Source organism: Thiomicrorhabdus sp. zzn3, assembly GCF_029767755.1.
Taxonomy (GTDB): domain Bacteria; phylum Pseudomonadota; class Gammaproteobacteria; order Thiomicrospirales; family Thiomicrospiraceae; genus Thiomicrorhabdus.
In genome coordinates this window covers 222,434-243,381 of record NZ_JARUQS010000002.1, presented here as the reverse complement: position 1 = coordinate 243,381, position 20,948 = coordinate 222,434, and the positions used below count along the sequence as shown (strand labels likewise).

Here is a 20,948-nt window from a genome sequence, read left to right as displayed (position 1 = left end):
TCAATGAGTCACTACACGACAGCTAAAACCTTTGGCTATAATAGAGAATCCTTAATCACCAACCCATCATGGACTCAAACGGTTTACTATGGACTCTAATGCCTTACTCGCCCAGCGTTTTCAATCACTGCAAGATCAGATTAACCGTCACATCATCGGCCAGCCGCACCTCACCGCACGGATGTTGATTGCCTTGCTCTCCGATGGTCACTTGTTGGTCGAGGGGCCGCCAGGCCTGGCCAAAACCAAAGCGATCAAGGTACTGGCCAAACACCTAGAGGGCAGCTTCCACCGTATTCAGTTCACCCCGGACCTGCTACCTTCCGATATCACCGGTACCGAGGTTTATCGTCCGGAAACCGGCACTTTCGAATTCCAGTCCGGGCCGATTTTTCACAACCTGATTCTCGCCGACGAAATCAACCGTGCTCCGGCCAAAGTCCAATCCGCCCTTCTGGAAGCCATGGCGGAAGGTCAGGTGAGTATCGGCAAGCGTACCCTGCCAATGGATAAACTATTTATGGTCATGGCCACCCAAAACCCACTGGAACAGGAAGGCACCTATCCGCTGCCGGAAGCGCAACTGGACCGTTTCATGTTCCACGTCAAAATCGACTACCCAACGGCTGAGAGCGAATATGAGATCTTGGAGCTGGTGGAACAGGAAGCCCGTAGCCAACAGGAAGAAGAGGGTGAACACCTGACACAACAGGATTTGTTTGCCGCCCGCGAAGCGATCCTAAACCTGCATATGGCCGATGCAGTCAAAACCTATCTGGTGGAATTGGTGATGGCGACACGCAACCCACAAGCCTATAACACGGAATTGGCCGGCCGCATCGCCTATGGCGTCAGCCCGAGGGCCACATTGGCACTGTCACGCGGGGCACGGGCCCACGCTTGGCTGCAAGGTAAAGATTTTGTCAGCCCGGATGATGTGCAGGCGGTCGTCCACGACACTTTCCGCCATCGTTTATTACTGACGTTTGAAGCCGAAGCCGAAGGCATCAGCGTGGATCAAATTACCGATCAACTGCTGCAACTGGTTGCCGTTGTCTAAGTGCCATATCCGGGAACGCTATGAGCCAGCAAAACCACAAAGAGCAGATTCAGCCCAAAGCGCTTTCTTCTGAGGAAGCTTTGGCTTCTTTATACAGTTCGCTCGACGACTTAGTGGCTTTAAGGTTTCACGTGAAGCAATATAAGCTTAACAGCCAGCAAAAAGTGCTGGAACAAACCAGTGGCGGTCATCCCAGTCTGCGAAAAGGCAGCGGTATGATTTTCAGCGAAGTACGCCAATACCAGCCCGGTGACGACATTCGCCATATCGACTGGCGCGTCAGCGCGCGCACGCAAAAAGTGCATACCAAGGTCTTCAGTGAAGAGCATGAAAAGCCGGTGTTGTTGGTGACTGAACAGTCGCCCGCGCTGTTTTTCGGCAGCCGCGTACAGCTTAAGGCGGCGCAAGCGCTGAATGTGGCCGCCCTGCTCGGCTGGATTGCGCTGCATCAAAACGATCAAGTCGGCGGCATGGCATTTAATCAAACTCAACAGGCCTGGATAGCGCCCAAACGCCAATCACGCACGCTGCTGCAATGGTTTCATCAAGCTCTACATCTGCAACACCAGCTCAAACAGCCCGGCACCACCACACCGGAACCGTGGCAACAGGCCTGCCAACAATTAAGCCGTCAATTGCGTCCGGGGAGCAAGATTTTCCTGATCGGTGATCTGCTCAACTTCAATGACGCCACCCTGGATCAGTTGCGCAATCTGCGCAAACAGGCGGAAATCACCGCCATTCACATTTACGATCCGTTGGAGAAAAACCTGCCGCAACAGGGGTGGCTCTCCTTTACCAGCGGCTGGTTCAGCGACCGCATTCTGCCGCTTAACAGCGCACAAAAAACCATTCGCAGTCGCTACCGACACAACTATGTCAGTCGTTGGCAAGCTTTGCAAAAACGCTTGCAAACCCTGCACATTCCACTGGTCGAAGTGAGCACTCAACAAGCGGCACTGCCACAGTTGATCCAACACCGAGTGATTCAGTAGGACAAAAAAGCGATGAACTCGACGATGAATTCTCCCATGAACCCGCAAAACGCACACCTGCTGGCCCAGCTGCAAGACATTCAACTGCCGGATCCGGTCGGCTGGTGGCCGTTGGCCTTTACCTGGTGGGTGCTGTTATTGAGTTTGGGCGCCATGCTACTGGCGCTAATCTGGTTCTGGATCGAACGCCGCCGCCGCAACGCCTATCGGCGCGAAGCGTTACAGCAGCTGCAACAACTTATCGATCAGCCCTACTCGGACCCCAGCGCGCAACAAGCGGCTATTTTGCAAATCAATGCTCTGCTTAAACAGGTGGCCATTACCGTCTATGGCCGGGCAAAAGTCGCACCCTTATATGGACAGGCCTGGTTGGATTTTCTCAAAACCAATGCCGAATTCATCGCCCAACCGCAAGAACTGCTCGACTGTTTGCAGCTGGCTTATCAGACCGCATTAGAAACTGAAAGCCGGCAGGCATTACGTGTTTGGCAGGATTACGCCAAACAGTGGATACGAGGGCATCACCTGTGAGTACCCTGAGCGTTTTGTGGCAACAATTTGAGTTCTTATGGCCGTGGATGCTCGCCTTTCTGCCATTGCCTTGGCTGGTACGCTTATTGGTGAAACCGGTTTCCAAGCAGCATAGGCCATTATTGGCTCCTCAAATCATCAACCGGGTAGCCGATGAATTTGCCGCCGATTCAATGCTGCAGCCCCAAAAGCGCAAAAGCCGTATTCCACTTTGGTTTATCCTGATTTGGCTGTTGCTGATTGTCGCGGCCATGCGTCCGATCTGGTATCTGAGCCCAACGCCGTTTAGTGCCAGCGGCAAAGACTTGATTCTCGCCGTGGACCTCTCCGGTTCCATGCAAAAAGCCGACATGTATCTGGGCGGCCAAGATGTTGACCGTCTGACCGCGGTAAAGCATGTGGTGGCGGAGTTTATTGAGCAGCGCCGCGGGGATCGCATGGGGCTGATTGTGTTCGGCAGTCAGGCCTTTTTGCAAAGCCCGCTTACCTATGACCTGAATACAGTGAAAACACTGCTAAATGAAACCGCCATTGGCATGGCCGGCAAAAATACCGCCATCGGCGACGCCATCGGACTCACCCTGAAACACCGCGTGCATCAATCTCAAGCCGCCACTCAGGAATCGGTGCTGATTCTGCTCACCGACGGCACCAACACCGACGGCATCGACCCCATCCAGGCGGCGGAAAAGGCACGCGATTTGGGCCTTAAAATTTATACCATCGGCGTTGGCCGGGTTGAACACCGAACCGGGCTGGATGCCTTCTTCAACAGCAGCCGCAACGACATGGATACCGCTACCTTGAAAAAAATCGCCGAACTCACCCAGGGCCGCTTCTTTCTTGCCAACGACACCCAACAGCTGGCGGAAATCTATCAAGAGATTAATCGCTTAGAGTCGGTCGAGCATGAAGTATTCAGCTATCGACTGCGCAGTGAATTGTATGTCTGGCCGTTAGGTTCGGCGTTTCTTCTCAGTCTGCTGTTAGGCTGGCGTAAACTGAAACAGTGGGGAGCTTAAGACATGTCGATACATATCGAATTTTTGCGCCCATGGTGGTTTTTAGGTCTGATTCCCGTTGCCTGGTTATTATGGAAAGCGTGGTGGATTCAATCGAATCAAGGGGCCTGGCAAAACGTGATCGAACCCAAGTTTCACAAACTGCTGCTTGGCCAATCCTCCGATAACCAGGGGATGAGCGCTTACCGTCTGGCGCTCGCCGGTTTGGCGGCGATCTGGATTATGGCGGTGGTGGCGTTGGCCGGACCCAGCCTGAAATCGGTGAAATTGCCCGCCCAAAAAACCCAGCAGGGCACGGTGATTGTATTTGACCTTTCACTGTCTATGCTCGCCGACGACCTCAAACCCAATCGTCTCAGCCGGGCGCGTTTCAAATTGATCGATCTGCTTAAAGCGCATCCGGAAACCGCATTCGGAATGGTCGCTTATGCGGGTTCGGCCCATACTATCGCCCCGATTTCCGAAGATAACCAAACCCTGTTGGCGCTGATCCCCACCCTTGATCCGTTGATGATGCCAAGCTACGGCTCTAATCCCGTTAAAGCGATGGAGATGGCAGATTCCCTGTTTAAAGGGGCCAACATCACCCATGGGCATATTATCTGGATGACCGACGATCTCGAAACGGAACAACAGACAGACATGATCAAATGGTTTGCCAAACACGATTACCACTTAAGCATACTCGCCGTCGGCACTCGCGAAGGCGGCAGTGTTCCGGTACCGAATTACGGCCTGTTAAAAGACAGCAATGGCGCCATTGTTTTGCCAAAACTGCCGTATGAGCGGCTGGAAGCCCTTAGCCGACAGACCGGTGCGGCGCTCACGCCACTGACGCTGGACGACAGCGATCTGCAAAGAGTGCTGCCCTCCTTTTTGGGCGGCATGCAGGCCGTTGACGACCAAGCTCAAGCGGAAAAAGAGGTGTTGTATCGTCTGGATGACGGCACCGCGATTATCCTCGCCATGCTCCCTTTGGTGGCCTTGGCCTATCGCCGTGGCTGGCTTTTTTCCCTGGCCGCATTCAGCCTGCTTCCTGCAACCGCCCTGACAATGAGCGTACTTGCAATGTCGGCGTTGTACGCCCCGCCGAGTTATGCTGAAGCCAAGTTTTCCGATCTGGCGGATGTCTTCCAGACGCCCGATCAGCAAGGTTACAAAGCCTGGAAAAAACAGGATTACGATGCCGCCGAATCCCTGTTTGAATCTCCCGCCTGGAAGGGCGCGACGCTCTATAAAAACGGCAAATACAAGGAAGCGGCGGAACAGTTTAAGCGCGATCGAACCGCGCGCGGTCACTACAATCTGGGCAATGCGTTGGCACAGCTCGGCCAGTACCAAGGCGCTCAGCAGGCCTATGAAAAGGCGCTACAAATGCAACCGGATTTTACCGCCGCACAACACAATCTGGAGCTCATTAAACAACTGCAGAAAAACCAGCAGGCCTCTAACCAGAACGCAAATTCAGACAACGCCATGAATCAGCACGGCCAGCAAGAGAATGCCCAAAATGCGTCTCAAAACCCGCATTCTAACGGTAGCCAAGCGGCTGATTCTGAAGCCTCTCGCACCGAACAAAACCAACAGGCCTCCCCTCAAACGGATCAGAAGAGCGGCCAGAAAACGGATGCACAACAAAATACAAACTCCAAACCTGAGAACGCTTCCGGACAACCTACGCAAAACCAAGCTGAAGAACATGCTCAGGAATCTGATTTAGCAGCAAAAGATTCCGCTTCCGAGCAGACGGCTAAACGTTTGAGTGAAACCAAAACGGCTAAGGAAACCGAGTCGCCAGAGCAATTGAGCGAACAGCAACTCGCTACGGAAAACTGGCTCAAACAGATTCCCGATCAGCCTGGACTGTTTTTAAAGCGTAAATTCGATTATCAGTACCGTAACGCCTCTCCGGAAAATACGCCGGATTCGATAGATTCAACCCAATCGTCACAGAAAAAAATATGGTAACTTCAACCCCTTTTAATTTTCTTCACCGAGTGCATTCCATGGCATGGCTTTGCCAGCGCCATTTGATGTTGGTATTCAGCGTGATCGCTCTGAGTCTTGCCAGTTTTGCCGTGCAGGCAAAAAGTCTGACGGTCAGTGCGGACCGCCAAACCGTGGAATTCGGCGACATCATTACCCTCAATATCGTCGCCGATTTCCAGAATAATCTCGCCCAACTCGACCTCTCATCGCTGGAGGATCAGTTTGAAATTCTCGGCAGTCAGCGCAGCAATCAGATTCAAATGGTTAACGGCGACTTTGAAACCAGCACCCGCTGGCTGATCCAACTGCTGCCGAAACAGGTGGGAGAATTGATGATTCCGCCGTTTAAACTCGGTGATGTCAGCAGCGCGCCCTATCCTGTAACCGTAAAACCGTTACAGAAGAGCCTTCAAGGGGATCTGGAGCCGTTTTTTCTGCAATCCGAGGTCAATATAGCCAAACCTTATATTCAGCAGCAGGTGATCTACACATTGCGTTTTTACCATCAAGGGCGCACCATCTCCGGGAATATCCGCCCGCCGCAGTTCGGCAGCGCACAAACCGAATTATTAAAAGATGGCGAAGCGTTCAGTAAACAGATTAACGGTATTCCCTATACGGTGTACGAGTGGATCTATGCTGTCTATCCGCAAGCCAGTGGAACCCTCACCATCAGCGCCCCCAGCTTCCAAGGCCGGCTGCAATATCGTGGCCGTTTAAAACAGGTGGAGGTCAAAGCCAAAGCGCTTGAACTGAATGTGCAAGCCGAACCGTCAGCCTTTAAAAACCAAGCGACTAACCCGTGGCTACCCGCTGCAAACATAGAAGTGACTCAGCAATGGCAACTGCCGGACGGGGATATCCATGTAGGCGATACTTTAACGCAAACCGTTACCCTGAGAGCACAGGGGCTGATGGCCAACCAACTGCCCGATCTGCGCTTATCCGAAAGTGGTGACTATAAGATCTATGCCGACCAGCCAGTCACCAGCCAGCAAAAAACCGCCAGCGGCATTCACAGCGAAAAACAGTTTAAACGCGCGCTGATTCCATCCCGAAGCGGAGAAGTCACGATTCCGCAACAAACCGTATATTGGTGGAATACGCAAACGGATCGCCTGGAAAAAAGCGTCCTCCCCGGCAAAACCCTGACAGTGCGGCCTGCTGTCGGCAATGACCAACCCCATCAAACCATGCAAGCACATGACCTGCGTACCCCGGATGCCCAGCCCCAAGCTACACAGGACGCTTCCGAACGGTTATGGCAAGGCTTCACCGCACTGTTTGCCTTGCTCTGGCTGTTCACCTTGGGAGTATGGTGGAAAACCCGAAGACAGTTGGCAAAAGGGGTTTCACAACAAACATCGCAAGCATCGGCTAAAACAGCTAAAACGGCTGAAGAGACTGAACAGGCCTGGTCGGTAAATGCCTCTCTGGACACGCTCTGCCAACTCCCTCTGGCACAACTCTATCCGGCACTGTTGAACTGGCTCAAACAACATCATCAGCTCAACCATTTGGCGGAACTGGCCGATCCGGCTTTAAAGCAAATCCTGTTCAAACTCGAAGCGTGTCGTTATCACCAGGCCGACTTCAGCGAAACCGACCGAAAGAGGTTATGCGCCAACCTCAAGGCTTTTGATCACAAAAGCCAAACCGAACAGGCCGCCTCCAAACTGAAACCGCTCTATCCGACACACCTATAAACAACAGGGATTTTTGTATTTATACGTAGTTTTTGGATAAACTAGAACTCAATCGCCAAACCCAACTCCGCATCCAGATGAAATTGGGGCAGAATTGGCTGGCCTGAGGAGAGTATATGAATCCATTCGCGTTTAAACCTGTATCCACAACCCTCTTGCTTACCCTGCTCGCATCCACTTTAAGTGCGTGCGGCAGCGGCGGGGATGACAACACCACTGAATTGATCTATGAAGGCTCTACCGCCCCGGCGACATTGACGTCAACCGATCAGGCCAATCACTACCTATCGAGCTACCAAGCCTTCTCCAGTGCCTTGGATAATTCAACCGACAGCGCCAGCAGCGTTCGCACCGCGAATGCAACAGCACTGAAAACACTCTATGACTTAAATGATCAGCAGGTTGGCGAGTGCGGCGGCACCCTAAGCTATTCGGGAAGCTATGACGATCTCTATGGCTATATGGATATGGATTATTTTGCCGATGACTTCTGCAATTATGACGTCGTCCTTGATGGCTACTTTGGCCTGATCGGGTATGATGACGACTTTACGATGACATTCAATCTGTTTTCGATGCGTGATACCAGCAACACGGTTAACCTCACCGTGCAGGGTGAGGTCAATTACCTCGAAAGCCTAAATAGCACCAAAACCACCGCCAATCTGATCCTAAAAAACAACCTGAACGATCAAAATCTCCGTTTTGAAAACTGGGTGGAGACGTTATATACCTCCAGTTTTCCGGAAGAGTTGGCGGTGTCGGGTAAACTTTACCACCCTGTTTATGGTTATGTAACGGTGACCACTTTGGAGGCGATGACGACCGACTATTATGGCCAGGCGGATTCCGGTAAAATCCGCCTTCAAGGAGACAACTCAACGGCCTATATTACCTTTTACGCCTCCAGCCATCTGGTTGAAGTGGACAGCGACAACGATGGCATCATCGACGACAGCCAGGTCTATAACGACAACTGAAACTCATAACCCGAAGCCTTTTTATTTAGCCATTAAAAAAGCCGTCATTAAGACGGCTTTTTTGTTGTCTGATTTCTCATTCTTCAACTTTTGAAATGGCGTTCGGCGATTTTCTGCACTTCCGGGTAATTGGTTTTGCCTGTACCCAATACCGGCACCGCCTCCACCAGAATCACCGTTTTCGGCACCATAATATCCGCCACCTGTTTGGTCTTGGCGGCCTCCGTGACGGTACTGCGGCTCAAGGTTGGGTCATCGGTCACCAATACCAGTTGCTCCCCTTTGCGTTCATCCGGCACCGCCACCACCACATGGTGGCCTTCCGGACTCGCTTGGTTTATGTAGTTCTCTACCGCGGTCAAAGAGACCATTTCCCCGGCGATTTTGGCAAAGCGCTTGGCACGGCCTTTAATCCAGACAAAGTTGTCTTCATCGACCTCGACGATATCACCGGTATCATGCCAGCCGTCCTCCGGCGGCACCAATACCCCAGGATTGTCCGGTAGCAGGTAACCCAACATGATATTCGGTCCCTTAACCAACAAACGCCCGCCTTTCTCAATTCCTGGGACTTCACCAATGCGGTATTCTATCGCCGGCACCAGTTGGCCGACCGAACCGTTCTTAAAGGCCGTTGGGATATTCACCGCCAAGACCGGCGTGGTTTCGGTCACCCCATAACCTTCATAGATGGAGGTATGGAATTTTTCCGCATACAGCTGACGGGTTTCCGGACGCAAGCGTTCCGCCCCGGCGACCATCTCTTTAACGCTGTAAAAATCGTAGGGGTTGGCCTTGCGCGCATAGCCGCTAAAGAAGGTGTCGGTTCCGAAAATAATGCGCGCATTGGTCTGATAGACCATTTCCGGCACCACCGCATAGTGCAGCGGGGAAGGATACAAAAAAACGCGAGCACCCTTCAAAATCGGCCACAAAAGCCCAGCCGTAAGGCCAAAACTGTGGAAAGTCGGCAAGGCATTAAACAGGCGCTCTCCCGGCATCAAATTGAGCATGGCGCTGATCTGTTCGATATTGCTGACGATATTCTGATGAGAGAGCACGACCCCTTTAGGCACGCCTTCGGAACCGGAGGTAAACAACACTACCGCTTCGCTGTGAGGGTCGCACTTATAGCCAGGCAAAGCCGATTTGACTTTGAACAGGCCTGCCAACTTTTGGGCCACACCTATGCGTTCACGTACCTCCTCCAACAGAATAAAACGAATGCCTTTCTGCTCCATCTGCTCGAGTACAGGCTGCAAACCAAAAGCGTCAACAAACTTTTGCGAAGTGATGATCGTTTTCAGCTCAGCTGTCCGGCAAGCCGACTCCATAGCGTGCAGACCCGCGGTGAAGTTCATCATCGCCGGCACATGGCCGTACGCCTGCAAAGCAAAAAAGGTCGCCGGCATGCCCGCTACATTCGGCAGCATCAGACCGACGCGCTTCTCGTCGCCCAGCAGCCGGTGCAGCTGTTTGCCCAGCACCGCCGACGCCAGCAGCAGTTTTTTTAACGACAGATGTTGGTCATTAATGTCTTCCACACAGGTCTCTGAGGCGTGGAAAGTCGCTTTGGCTTCCACCAGCGACTGAAACAGGCTTTTCTCACGCACACGGCCGTAATAAGCCATATCGCGCATCAGAGTAAAAATCTGCTGTTTTTGCGCATGGTGACGGCCATGCCCCTTGGTTCCGGCTGGCGGTGAAATGGAGTGCGCCGGCTGAATCGTCAGGGTGATTTTAGGAAACCAAAACTGTTTGATATAAGAATAGAAACGCCCATTCAGATAAGAAAACTTCGACAGCTCGGCGCCTTCGATATAGACCGGCAGAATCGCAGCATGGGTTTTATCCGCCACCATCGCCGTGCCTTCGTACACCTTCATTAAACCGCCGGTTGTGCTGATACGCCCTTCCGGAAAGATCATACATTGCTTGCCCTTTTTGAGCTCGGCAATCATATGCTTGGCCGCATAAGGGCTATTGAGGTCTACAGTGAAAAAACGCCCGAAATAGAGCACAAACTTACCATACCACTTTTTGGCGTGGTTCATGCCCACCATAAAAGTAGTCTCACCCGGCACAAACAGGTCAATCAGAGGGCCGTCCAGTAGAGAAACATGGTTAGCCACAATCAACAGAGGCCGCTTGGACTGATCCACTGCATGGTAGTGCTCCAAACCGCGCACTTCAACGCGGTAGAGCAGTTTAAATAATCCCTTCACTAATGATTTCACCAACCACTTCATCGTGACTCCCTATTCTTATTTTTATTGTTTATGGTTTTTCTATAAGCATTGCATTATTCAACGGTCGGTTTTCCCTGATAGCGGTAAAAACCGGCCGCGACAAATAGATTCATTATGGCCATCACCACCAACATGGTTGGTAAGCTCAAATCAAACAGATAACCCAGCATGATCAGCAGTGACGACACCGCCATCAATAACGCATTTAAAATATTATTCACCGCCACCATGCGCGCACGCGACTCGGCCGGGGTCTGTAACTGCAAGTGGGTATACAGCGGCACAATATAAGCCCCCCCAATCACCGCCAAGGCAAACAGAAACAACAGAGATAAATTCTGCGGCCATTGGCCAATAAACTCACTTAGCCCGATCAAGCTCCCAGCTTGCATAATATGCAGCGCATCTTGAGCAAACCTATCCGCGACCCAAACACTCAATAACAGCAGCAGAGTCATCAACAACAGCATTAACGGATGCAAGCTCAATTCAACCTTCGATCCAAAGAGTTTGGCCACCAAACCGGCCCCCAGGGCAATTCCCACCGAAAACAGGGTTAAAAACGCCACTACAACAGACTCGTCGGCAACTAAGGTGTATTTTACAAAAGCCGGAATCTGGCTAAGCAGCACCGCACCAATAAACCAGAACCAAGAGATGGCTAATACCGCAAAAAACGCCTGTTTGTAGCTACGTCCACACCGGATCATCTGCACCGTGCTGCGGAAAATATTTCTATCAATCCGTAAGGCTTGCGACTGGGACATCGTATGCGGCACCTTTAAGCTGGCCAAATAGCCTAAAAACGCGGTCAATACCACCGCCAGCGCCATCCATTGGGTGCCGTTTTCCAAAGACACCACCAAACCGCCAACCAGGGTGCCCAATAAAATCGCAATAAACGTGGAACCACTGAACCAACTGTTACCACGTTGCAATTGCTGCTCGCAAAGCACCTCCGGCAAAATTGAATACTTGATCGGCCCGAAAAAGGCGGACTGCACGCCCATTAGAAACAGAGAAGCATACAGCCATTCCATTTGTAAACTGAGCAGGCCTATGGCACCGCTGAACATAATCAGGATTTCCGCCAATTTGATTTTGCGAATCAACACGGTTTTCGGAAAGTGATCGGCCAACTGACCGGCTAATGAAGAGAAAAGAAAAAACGGCAGAATAAACAGGCCGGCCGCCAAAGTGATATAGAGTCCGGTTTCCTCGCCCGACCGACTGAGCTGAAAGGCAATCAGCATCACCATCGCATTTTTGAAAAGATTATCGTTAAATGCGCCTAAAAATTGCACCCAAAACAACGCAAAGAACGATCTGGAAAAGAAAAAACCGCGATCGGAATCCGCAGGATCAGCAGCTTTCAAAGAGGGAGAATTAGGTATTTTGGTGGACATAAAAGAGGGTAAACCGCATCTTAATCGTAAAACAACGTTGCTTCGCGTGAGCGTACTAAGTATAGCTGTTTTACGCCTAAGTGCCTAATATTCAGCGTGTTTACCCTTTTAGGCCGATATGCCGATTATATTTTGATGTAATTCCAACCGGCATTCATACGCTCGGCCATCGCATCCACAGCAGGCTTATCATGTTTCACCCGTTTCAAAACCTGGATTGTTTCCCCTTTTTTCATTGCCCGTTCTATCGCCCTGCTGCAGGCATAAAGGGTTAAGCCGCTGTATTGATCCAGCAGGCTTTCCAAACGCTGACTATTGGGGCTTTTAACATCAAACAGCTTAACCCCTTGCGAGTTGGAAATCACATCCACTTTAAGGCTGGGCCCCTTCTGAGCATACAGCGATTCAATTTTTTGCAACGCCAAAATCTGTTTATCCAAGTCACCCGAATCGATATGAATAATGTACTTATTCGATTCAACCGCCTGATTCGCTGCCAGTTGCCCAATATGGGACTCTCCAAAACCGCCTAACTGTACTGAAGAAATCCCCAATACCACACCCAATAGCAATGAGGCTGCGGCCGTTTTAGGAACCGACCAAACGCGTTTAGCCACTGAATCGGTTTTTTCTTTGTGTTCCGGAACTGGAATGTCCAAATAGGCCTGTTTTACTCTGGATTTTAACTCTTGAAGTTGAATCACTTCCTGGTTGATCTGAGCGTCCGATTCCATTACCGTTTCAATCTGCAAACGTTCTTCGGTTGACAACTCACCGTCCACATACGCCTGCAGTTGATAATGTTCTATTTTATTCACCATGTTCAGTGTCTCCTCAAAGGCACCACATTCGGTTGACTATCCTGTTTTTTCAACAGGCCTCTTAAGCGTTCACGGCCGCGCGAAATGCGGCTCATTACCGTACCGATCGGAGTCGCGGTAATCTCAGCAATCTCCTGATAACTGAACCCCTGCAAATCGGCCAGCAAAATCGCTTCTCGCTGCTCAAAAGGCAGCTTAGAAATGGCGACATACAGAGACTCGTTACGCTGCTTTTTAATCAGTTCGCTCTCATTACAGTGACTGCAATGATGTTCATCAATCTCCGATTCATCGGCCCACTCCCAACGGCGATTAAAACGCATTTCATCTAAAAACTGATTACGCATGATCTTGGTCAGCCAAGCACTTAAATGCTGCAAACTGTTGAGATCTTTTCGACTTTCTAGGGCTTTTAGCATTGTTTCCTGAACCAGATCCTGAGCCACGGCAGGCTGATGACACCAAGCGTATGCCAGTCGATACAGACTGTCATACTGCTGCTTGAGTGCCGCATTAAACTCTCTACGATCGCGTGATGCGCAAAACAGATCCGCTACTTTGCTAGACAGTTTCATCACTCTGTTTCTTAACCTTATGTTTTATCCTTTTTTCGATAGTAATGGAATTTAAAACCCGTTTGCAACAAAAAACTGGAATCTATTTTTGTTTAAATATTAACAACTTATGAAATAAATTTTATTGCTGGGCAAATAAAAATTACTGGTTTAGAAAATTGGAATAAAACCTAATCATGGTTCGTTTAACGGATAAGCGCGCTCAATTTTACGCAACAGAGGATTTAACCAACATGATTCAAAATCGTTACGCTTCACTTCGCGTCAATTCGAATAGATTGGCGCCCCGTAAGCCAATGCCATGGTTGTTTGCATGGCTGTTCGCCTGCGTATGGGGACTGTTAACATCCGTGCCGGCATTCGCCGCGCAACAAGAAATGCCACTTCCAGATACCTTTGCCGAACATAAGGTGGTTTTACAGATCAGCGATCGCGATCCATTTAAACAAACTCTGGTACTGAATGTCGCCGCAAACCTGCAACGCTATTACGGTGCCTCTAATCTGGATCTGGAAATTGTGGGGTTTGGTCCCGGAGTACGCCTAATGCTCAAAGACAACGTCAATCAATCACGTATTCAGTCCTTGATGAATGCCGGAGTACGTTTTAGCGCCTGTTCCAACACGCTGAAAAACTTTGGCAAAAAACTTGGAAAGGAACCTGAAATTGCCGAAGGGATTCAAAGAGTTCCTGCCGGAGCAGGCCGTATTTTGCAACTGAATGCCGCTGGCTGGCAAATTCTAAAACCTTAAATATAAACAATAATCAAAGAAGGATGGATAGCCATGATGAAATCAATTAAACACGCGTTTCTAGTCCTGTTATGGATCGGCGCCGCACTGCTTCCCAACAGTTCTTATGCAGACGGCGGAAGCAAATACGGAATGCAAAAAGTGGTGTACCACATCAACTATGACGACGCCAAAAAACAGTCTTCAACCCTAAGAAACATTCAAAATCACATCAATGCAGTTGGGGCAGACAAACTTGACCTGCAAGTGGTGCTGCATGGCAATGGCCTTTCATTGTTACTCAAACCGGAAGCCTTGAAAAATGTACCCAAGTTCAAGACAGCCAATGCCACCCAAACCATGACTCAGAAGATCGATCAGCTCAAAATGCAGGGGGTTAAATTCAATGTCTGCGCCAATACTGTCAAAGGACGTAACGTTGATGTGACTCGCGATCTATATGACGTAGACACGTCCACGATAGTACCGAGCGGCGTCGCCGAACTCGCCTATCTGCAATCTAAAGGGTATCTCTACCTGCGCCCTTAATTACTCTTAGTTGCTAAAAATACAACCAAATACAGTCTCTATTCACGGAGAAGAGGATTCTTATGTTTAAAAAATCGATGAAAAAAACGGCTTTGCTGGTCGCTTTGGCCGGCGCATTCTCAGCCCAATCTGTTCAAGCGGCTAACTGGCTGATGCTCCAAGGAACGGAAAAAGAACACCAAGCCCCTAGAGCCAAGGTGTGGGGATTTGTACAAATCGACTATCAATCGACTAACGACACCAAGCTCAAGGCCGGACCCTTTGCCGGACAATCTGCTGCATTTAACCAATTAGGACCGCAGCTGACGACCTCTCAGGGATTTAATGTCCGTCGTGCCCGCATTGGCGTAAGAGGTAACAACTTTCCGTTAGATCCAAAAGTAAACTATTTCCTATTGGCTGAATTTGGAAATAACGGTATCACCACCGGAGGGAAAGCCTCACAAGGTCAACTGACCGATGCCAGTGTCACTCTGAACCACATCCCCGGGGCGCGTATCCGTGCAGGCCTGTTCAAAACGCCTGGAGCCGAAGAAGGTCTTCAGGCGATTGGCGTCTTTAACTACATCAACTTCACCAATGTCACCGACCGCCTGCTGCTGGAACGCCCTTTTGATAATGCCGCTGATAATACCGGCAGAAGCGGCCCGGTCGGCGCATTCCGTGACACCGGTATCCAGGTTTTCGATGCATTCCGCCAGGGAGACTGGGAACACAGCTATGCCGTCATGCTCGGCAATGGTAATGGATTGGCGATGACCGATGACAACAAACATCAAGACCTTTATCTATATGCCTCCACGGAAAAAATCTTTGGCGATTCCAAAGGAGCACGACGCCACGGCATGAAATTTTTTGCCTGGATGCAGGATGGAAAACGGACTCTGGATGATGTGGGAACGGTTGATCGTAAACGTGCCGGTTTAGGGACCACCTATTGGGATGGCAAATATCGATTGGCTGCCGAGTATATTACCGCTGACGGTATGATTTATGGTGGCACCAAGGGAGCAGGACTTCCAGCAGACGGCGCGACTTTTAGCGTACTGCCGGATGAAAAGGCAACCGGATATTATGTAGATCTCGGTTATCGGGTCTTACCAAACATGGAACTGAATCTGCGCTACGACCTGCTTGATGCGGCCACGGAAACCGATGCCCTCCACCGTGAACTGCAAACCACCACTCTCGGTGCCCAATATTTCTTTAACAAGAAGATGTCTCTAAAGATGAATTACGAACTGCGTAATATCGATGCACCGGATCTGCCAAGCGCGTCACCGGTACACGATATTCTGGACAGCATTGATAACCGTGTATCCGCACAGTTCAGCCTGATTTACTAAGGTGAATAGGGGGGAGTTGCTCCTTGGTTCCCCTTGTGAGTTTTACATTAACTAAGTCTAAGCCTTTGCCCGTATCCGTTCCAACCCGATGCGGGCTTTTTTTATGGTTGCTCTATGCGTTTTATTACGCTGCAATGCCAGTGTGACGCAGTAGAGCATCAATCTGTGGCTCACGTCCTCTGAATGCCTTAAACAGCACCATTGGATCCATAGAGCCCCCTGCCGCAAGAATGGTGTTTCTAAACTTGGCACCGGTCTCAGGGTTCAAAATGCCCGTCTCTTCAAACAGGCTGAAGGCATCGGCTGACAGCACCTCTGCCCATTTATAACTGAAGTAACCCGCCGCATAACCGCCGGCAAAGATATGGCTAAAGCTGTGCAGCATACGCGTATATTCTGGCGGTTGTACCACCGCCACTTCTTTGCGAATGCGTTTCGCCAACTCCAGAATATCCTCGGCTTCTTGAGGATCATAGAAACTGTGCAGTTCAAAATCCATTAAGCCGAACTCCAGTTGGCGCACCATCATCATCGCGGACTGGAAATGGCGACTGGCTTTGAGCGATTCAAATAGATCGTCCGGCAAAGGCTCATCTGTGTCGATGTGTCCGGAAATGCAATCCAAGCCCTCGCGTTCCCAACAGAAGTTTTCCATAAATTGCGATGGCAATTCCACCGCATCCCACGGCACACCGCTGATGCCGGAAATATCCAGATGTTCCATCTTAGTAAACAGATGGTGAATACCGTGGCCGTATTCATGGAACAAGGTGGTCACTTCATCATGCGTCAGACAGGCCGGTTTATCGCCGACCGGAGGGGTGAAGTTGCACACCAGATAGGCGACCGGTTTTTGCAAATCGCCGCCGCTGTGTTTCCAACGACTGATGGCTGAATCCATCCAGGCACCGCCGCGTTTGTTTTCACGCGCATACAGATCAAGATAAAATTGACCGATCACGTCATCGGCTTCATCCACCAGCTCGAAAAACCGCACGTCTGCATGCCATACCGGCACGCCATTCTCGCCCGTCGGTTTTTCACGCAAACGAATGCCAAACAGTGTTTCGGTGATTTCGAACAGGCCTGTTAAAACCTTATCAATTGGAAAGTAGGGGCGGAGCGTCTCTTGTGAGAGCGACAACGTTTGGTTTTTGAGCTTTTCGGAAGCATAGGCGACATCCCAAGGTTGCAGATCCTCAATCCCTAAATGTTCCGCTGCAAACGCTTTTAAGGTGTTTAATTCCTGTTCCGCTTGAGGCTTGGATTTAACCGCTAAATCACGCAAAAAACCGAGTACCTGATCCGCATTTTCCGCCATTTTAGTCGCCAGAGAATAGTCGGAATACTGTTTAAACCCGAGCAGATTCGCCAACTGATGACGCAGTTGACGGATCTGTTCGATAATTTCGGAGTTGTCGTAATCGGTATTATGGGCCTGATCGGAAGCACGCGTACCAAACGCTCGGTAAACTTCACTGCGTAACTCACGATCATCTGCATGGGTCATTACGGCAATATAGGATGGAAAATCCAAAGTGACCAACCAACCTTGCAAGTTTTTCTGCTGCGCCAGTTGCTGCAACAACCCGAGCGCACTTTCGGGCAGGCCGGCTAATTGTTGCTCATCGGTAACGTGTTTTGACCAGGCCTGGGTCGACTTCAGGACATTGTTACCAAATTGACTGCTCAGTTGAGAAAGACGCTGCTTGACCTGCTGATATTGTTTTTGCTGTTCGGCAGGCAGATCAATTCCGGATAGCTTGAAGTTACGAAGCGCGTTTTCAATCACTTTTTTCTGCGCCAGGCTATAACCTTGAAAATCAGGGCTCTCTGAAATGGTTTTAAACTTTTTGAACAGGCCTGCATTTTGCCCGACTTCCGTACTATAAGCGGTGATCTTTTGTAAGCAGGCGGTATAGGCTTCATGCCATTCGTCACTGTTTTTAACCGAATCCAAATGACCTATCGGCCCCCAGACACGTTCTAATGTATTATCGATTTTCTCCAATGGCTCAATAAAATTTTCCCAGTTAGGTTCAAACTCACCTTCAGACAAGCGCTTTATCTCTGCACGACTCTCCTCCAATACCGCATCAACCGCTGCTTCAATATGTTCCACGTGAAACAAATCAAATTTAGGCAGACCTGTTAGGTCTAATAGAGGATTTTTTAAAGTCGTTTTTTGCGCTGTTTGAGTCATTAAAGCTTACCGTTTTAGAATGTTTAAATCGAAATCTGTCTATTATAGCCCATCCCCCACAGGCCTTGAACTTTGCTAAAATCCCATGCCATTCACAAGCCGAGAATTTACGATTATGAAAACGTTTCAAACTGAACTCACCTTAGAAAGTCCTAAGCGGGGCACTTACAACATTACCCATGAAATCGAACGTGCCTTAACAGATTCTGGAATCACAACCGGACTGTGTCATGTCTTTATTCAACATACCTCTGCGTCGCTCATTATTACCGAAAACGCCGACCCTACGGTGCGCGAAGATATTGAATACTGGATGAAAAAAACCATTCAGGACGGGGACCCAAACTACCGCCACAACTATGAAGGCGATGATGACATGAGCGCACACATCCGCTGCATGATCACGGATATGGGCCAGACCATTCCGGTCACCCGAGGGCGTTTGAACCTGGGCACGTGGCAGGGACTGTTTCTTTATGAACACCGTACAGGGCGTTTTGAAAGAAAGATTGTCGTGACCATTCAAGGCGAATAAGCAGGCGTCTTAAACCAAATCCAATGCAAAGGATCTTACGCAGTTGCGCCCCGTTTTTTTTGCTTTGTACAAAGCACTATCAGCCTGCTTATAAAGTTCTGTTTCACTTTGCCCTTTAAATTCAGACACCCCCAAACTAATGGTTACCTTTCCAACTTTTGGGAAGTCCGTTTCTTCAATTACACCGCGCAGCTTTTCTGCGGCTTTTTCCGCTTGAGTGGTATTCTGATGGGTTAACAAAATGGTAAACTCTTCCCCGCCGACGCGGTAAAACAGATCGCCTTGACGCAGATGTGCCTGGATCTGTTTTGCCAAAGTCTGCAAAACAAGATCGCCAATATCATGTCCATAGGTATCATTAACCTGTTTAAACAAATCAATATCAAAAAGAATCAAGGATAAATTCGAACGATAACGTTTAGCCGTTTCAATCTCTTTTTTGATGTTTTCATTAAAACTGCGACGGTTCCATGCGCCTGTTAACTCATCTTTAAGGGCTCTTTCAACTAACTGCGCTTGTAAATATTCGCTTTTAGTGATGTCATTCATAACCACGACAGATAAACCTTGCGATTTATCAATGCAATTGGCTTTTACATTAAAAATCCACTCTTGAAGCTGATAACGAACCTTGGCTTTATACTCTGATTCTGGGTGACTCAGTAAATATTCAACCCAGGTTAATTCCCCCATTTTTTCTTGTAAAAACCCCTCCTCATTCACAAAGAGATTACAGATGCACTCATACTCTTCCTGAAAAGAATCCAGTGAGCTGTGGTCCTTAAAATAACTAAAAAACGCTTTATTCGCGTCTTTTAGCTTTTGACCGTCGGTGATGAGCACCACTTCATTCTCCTCATTGATAATGGCGCGATAATATCTTTTTTGATTATTAACCACTAATAGAAGCGCAACAAACAAAACTACAACCACCGACAGATTGCGCAGTGCTTCTATCGCATGTGACTCATCATCAAGCTGGTGCAATATTCCAACGACATTAATCTTATCAAGCGGTTTAAATACCAAAAACACCCCATGAAGCTGTTGATCAACACTCATCAAAGGATAGCGGACAACAAGTTGATCGTTCCAGATGGCAATATGATCTTTTTGGGAAAACCAATTTTGGAGATCTTTTTTGCCAATTTTGCTCAACAAATTCTGATCAGGCTCAAAATTCGCCAGATAATAGCCATGTAAGCGATTCTGACTAAATGGCTGGCTGATTAAACCGCTTCTCTCACTGGTTGCCACAACCAGCGAACTTAAGCCCTCTTGTTCCAAATCCTTCTGTATCGAATTGAAGTGGCTGATTACTTCGAAAAAACCAATCAGTTTTTTCTCATTGTAAATCGGCGAAATCGCCTTAATCGACAGATCACTTCTGCCTGAAGAGACGCTTGTTAAATGTTTTGGATGTTTCGTTAAATAAGAAAACTCGGGCTGCAAACTTGCTTGAGTGTGGTTAGAACTTAGCCATGAACGATATAAAACAGCCCCCTTTTTATCGGTGATTTCAAACTGGAGGTTTTTATATGCGGTATGTTGATTTAAGTCATTTAAAATGGGTTGCAACTCTTCTAAAGAAAAGCGGGAAATTTTCTCTTTAAACGGTAAATCAGGGCCCAAATTCGAAATTTGCGTCGCAAGACTCATGGATAAAATCAGGGTAGCCTGCTGTTTATCTTCGATTTTCTTGCGGAGTTGATTGGAAATCTTTTGGCCAATACTTTGATAGAGAACATCCTCATACTCTTTGTTGACAGACTGGCTATACTGAAAAAACAAAGCATAAATTAACGGAAGGCCAATAAATACGGTCAAAAGACTGCTTTTGTATCTGAGTAAGCGCTTGAACATACTAGTGACCGCAAGTGATTATGTTACTTAAACCTACCCTGATTCAATCTGAGGGTAAATAAGGCTTTTTACTCAGTATAACCAAGTTTACGCATACACTCATCATATGGGATTAGGCGTTGTCCCTCTGTCTGCCCTTCTCCTTGCCCTGTCGCCAATCCTTGGCAATAGGCTTTATCCTGGAGAAACTGTGTTTCACTTTGTCCCTGTTTGTTTGCAAAATGATGCGAAGTACAGCCTGATGATAGAATGGAAACCGAGAGTAAACACCATCCCAAAACACTACTTTGAGATGGTTTGAATAATAGATGTTCTGTTTGTTGCATGTAAAATCACTCCCTTCCCACTTGCTTTAACCGATATTAAACGGATTATTTCTGATTTTCA

At 48.9% G+C, this 20,948-nt stretch carries 18 protein-coding genes; 11 read left to right on the top strand and 7 right to left on the bottom strand.

Annotated features, from left to right (window positions below; genetic code table 11):
- Window positions 1-88 precede the first annotated feature (88 nt).
- From QCB44_RS08775 to QCB44_RS08745, 7 genes are all read left to right on the top strand, one after another.
- Window positions 89-1,060, top strand: a complete 972-nt coding sequence (locus tag QCB44_RS08775) for a MoxR family ATPase (RefSeq protein ID WP_279409504.1) — start codon at window positions 89-91, stop codon at window positions 1,058-1,060.
- Between the two features lie 20 nt (window positions 1,061-1,080).
- Complete coding sequence (locus QCB44_RS08770) at window positions 1,081-2,055, top strand: DUF58 domain-containing protein (protein WP_279409503.1); 975 nt, start codon at window positions 1,081-1,083, stop codon at window positions 2,053-2,055.
- Window positions 2,056-2,079: 24 nt separating this feature from the next.
- Window positions 2,080-2,586 carry a DUF4381 domain-containing protein gene (locus QCB44_RS08765; RefSeq protein ID WP_279409501.1) on the top strand — a complete coding sequence of 169 codons (507 nt, stop codon included), beginning with the start codon at window positions 2,080-2,082 and terminating at the stop codon, window positions 2,584-2,586.
- The gene (locus tag QCB44_RS08760; RefSeq protein ID WP_279409500.1) at window positions 2,583-3,608 is read left to right on the top strand and encodes a VWA domain-containing protein; all 1,026 of its coding nucleotides are present in this window, start codon (window positions 2,583-2,585) and stop codon (window positions 3,606-3,608) included. The genes QCB44_RS08765 and QCB44_RS08760 overlap by 4 nt, the downstream gene beginning before the upstream one ends.
- Before the next feature lie 3 nt (window positions 3,609-3,611).
- Window positions 3,612-5,576 carry a VWA domain-containing protein gene (locus QCB44_RS08755; RefSeq protein WP_279409499.1) on the top strand — a complete coding sequence of 655 codons (1,965 nt, stop codon included), beginning with the start codon at window positions 3,612-3,614 and terminating at the stop codon, window positions 5,574-5,576.
- A 38-nt stretch (window positions 5,577-5,614) separates the two neighbouring features.
- Window positions 5,615-7,303: a BatD family protein gene (locus QCB44_RS08750; RefSeq protein ID WP_279409497.1), complete on the top strand. Its 1,689-nt coding sequence runs from the start codon at window positions 5,615-5,617 to the stop codon at window positions 7,301-7,303.
- A 116-nt stretch (window positions 7,304-7,419) separates the two neighbouring features.
- Window positions 7,420-8,283: a hypothetical protein gene (locus QCB44_RS08745; RefSeq protein ID WP_279409496.1), complete on the top strand. Its 864-nt coding sequence runs from the start codon at window positions 7,420-7,422 to the stop codon at window positions 8,281-8,283.
- 83 nt (window positions 8,284-8,366) lie between these two features.
- On the opposite strand, the gene QCB44_RS08740 is transcribed toward QCB44_RS08745, so the two are convergent.
- The 4 genes from QCB44_RS08740 to QCB44_RS08725 form a co-directional block, all read right to left on the bottom strand.
- A complete protein-coding gene (locus QCB44_RS08740; protein WP_279409495.1) occupies window positions 8,367-10,532 on the bottom strand; it encodes an AMP-binding protein in 2,166 nt (721 codons plus the stop codon).
- Between the two features lie 53 nt (window positions 10,533-10,585).
- Window positions 10,586-11,938 (bottom strand): MFS transporter, encoded by a 1,353-nt coding sequence (locus QCB44_RS08735; RefSeq protein WP_279409493.1) that lies wholly within the window; start codon window positions 11,936-11,938, stop codon window positions 10,586-10,588.
- A 125-nt stretch (window positions 11,939-12,063) separates the two neighbouring features.
- Window positions 12,064-12,759 (bottom strand): hypothetical protein, encoded by a 696-nt coding sequence (locus QCB44_RS08730; RefSeq protein ID WP_279409491.1) that lies wholly within the window; start codon window positions 12,757-12,759, stop codon window positions 12,064-12,066.
- A 2-nt stretch (window positions 12,760-12,761) separates the two neighbouring features.
- The gene (locus tag QCB44_RS08725; protein ID WP_279409490.1) at window positions 12,762-13,334 is read right to left on the bottom strand and encodes a sigma-70 family RNA polymerase sigma factor; all 573 of its coding nucleotides are present in this window, start codon (window positions 13,332-13,334) and stop codon (window positions 12,762-12,764) included.
- Window positions 13,335-13,567: 233 nt separating this feature from the next.
- On the opposite strand from QCB44_RS08725, the gene QCB44_RS08720 reads away from it, so the two are divergent.
- From QCB44_RS08720 to QCB44_RS08710, 3 genes are all read left to right on the top strand, one after another.
- Window positions 13,568-14,086 (top strand): DsrE family protein, encoded by a 519-nt coding sequence (locus tag QCB44_RS08720; RefSeq protein WP_279409488.1) that lies wholly within the window; start codon window positions 13,568-13,570, stop codon window positions 14,084-14,086.
- 33 nt (window positions 14,087-14,119) lie between these two features.
- A complete protein-coding gene (locus tag QCB44_RS08715) occupies window positions 14,120-14,614 on the top strand; it encodes a DsrE family protein (protein WP_279409487.1) in 495 nt (164 codons plus the stop codon).
- Window positions 14,615-14,676: 62 nt separating this feature from the next.
- A complete protein-coding gene (locus tag QCB44_RS08710) occupies window positions 14,677-15,960 on the top strand; it encodes a porin (RefSeq protein ID WP_279409486.1) in 1,284 nt (427 codons plus the stop codon).
- Window positions 15,961-16,084: 124 nt separating this feature from the next.
- On the opposite strand, the gene prlC is transcribed toward QCB44_RS08710, so the two are convergent.
- On the bottom strand, window positions 16,085-18,163 hold the full coding sequence (gene prlC / locus QCB44_RS08705; protein ID WP_279409485.1) for an oligopeptidase A: 2,079 nt from the start codon (window positions 18,161-18,163) through the stop codon (window positions 16,085-16,087).
- Between the two features lie 115 nt (window positions 18,164-18,278).
- Between prlC and QCB44_RS08700 the strand changes: the two genes are divergently transcribed.
- Complete coding sequence (locus QCB44_RS08700; protein ID WP_279409483.1) at window positions 18,279-18,698, top strand: secondary thiamine-phosphate synthase enzyme YjbQ; 420 nt, start codon at window positions 18,279-18,281, stop codon at window positions 18,696-18,698.
- A 9-nt stretch (window positions 18,699-18,707) separates the two neighbouring features.
- On the opposite strand, the gene QCB44_RS08695 is transcribed toward QCB44_RS08700, so the two are convergent.
- Both QCB44_RS08695 and QCB44_RS08690 read right to left on the bottom strand, forming a co-directional pair.
- Window positions 18,708-20,525, bottom strand: a complete 1,818-nt coding sequence (locus tag QCB44_RS08695) for a diguanylate cyclase (protein WP_279409482.1) — start codon at window positions 20,523-20,525, stop codon at window positions 18,708-18,710.
- Window positions 20,526-20,629: 104 nt separating this feature from the next.
- Entirely contained in the window at window positions 20,630-20,887 is a 258-nt protein-coding gene (locus QCB44_RS08690) for a hypothetical protein (RefSeq protein WP_279409481.1), read from the bottom strand.
- Window positions 20,888-20,948 lie beyond the last annotated feature (61 nt).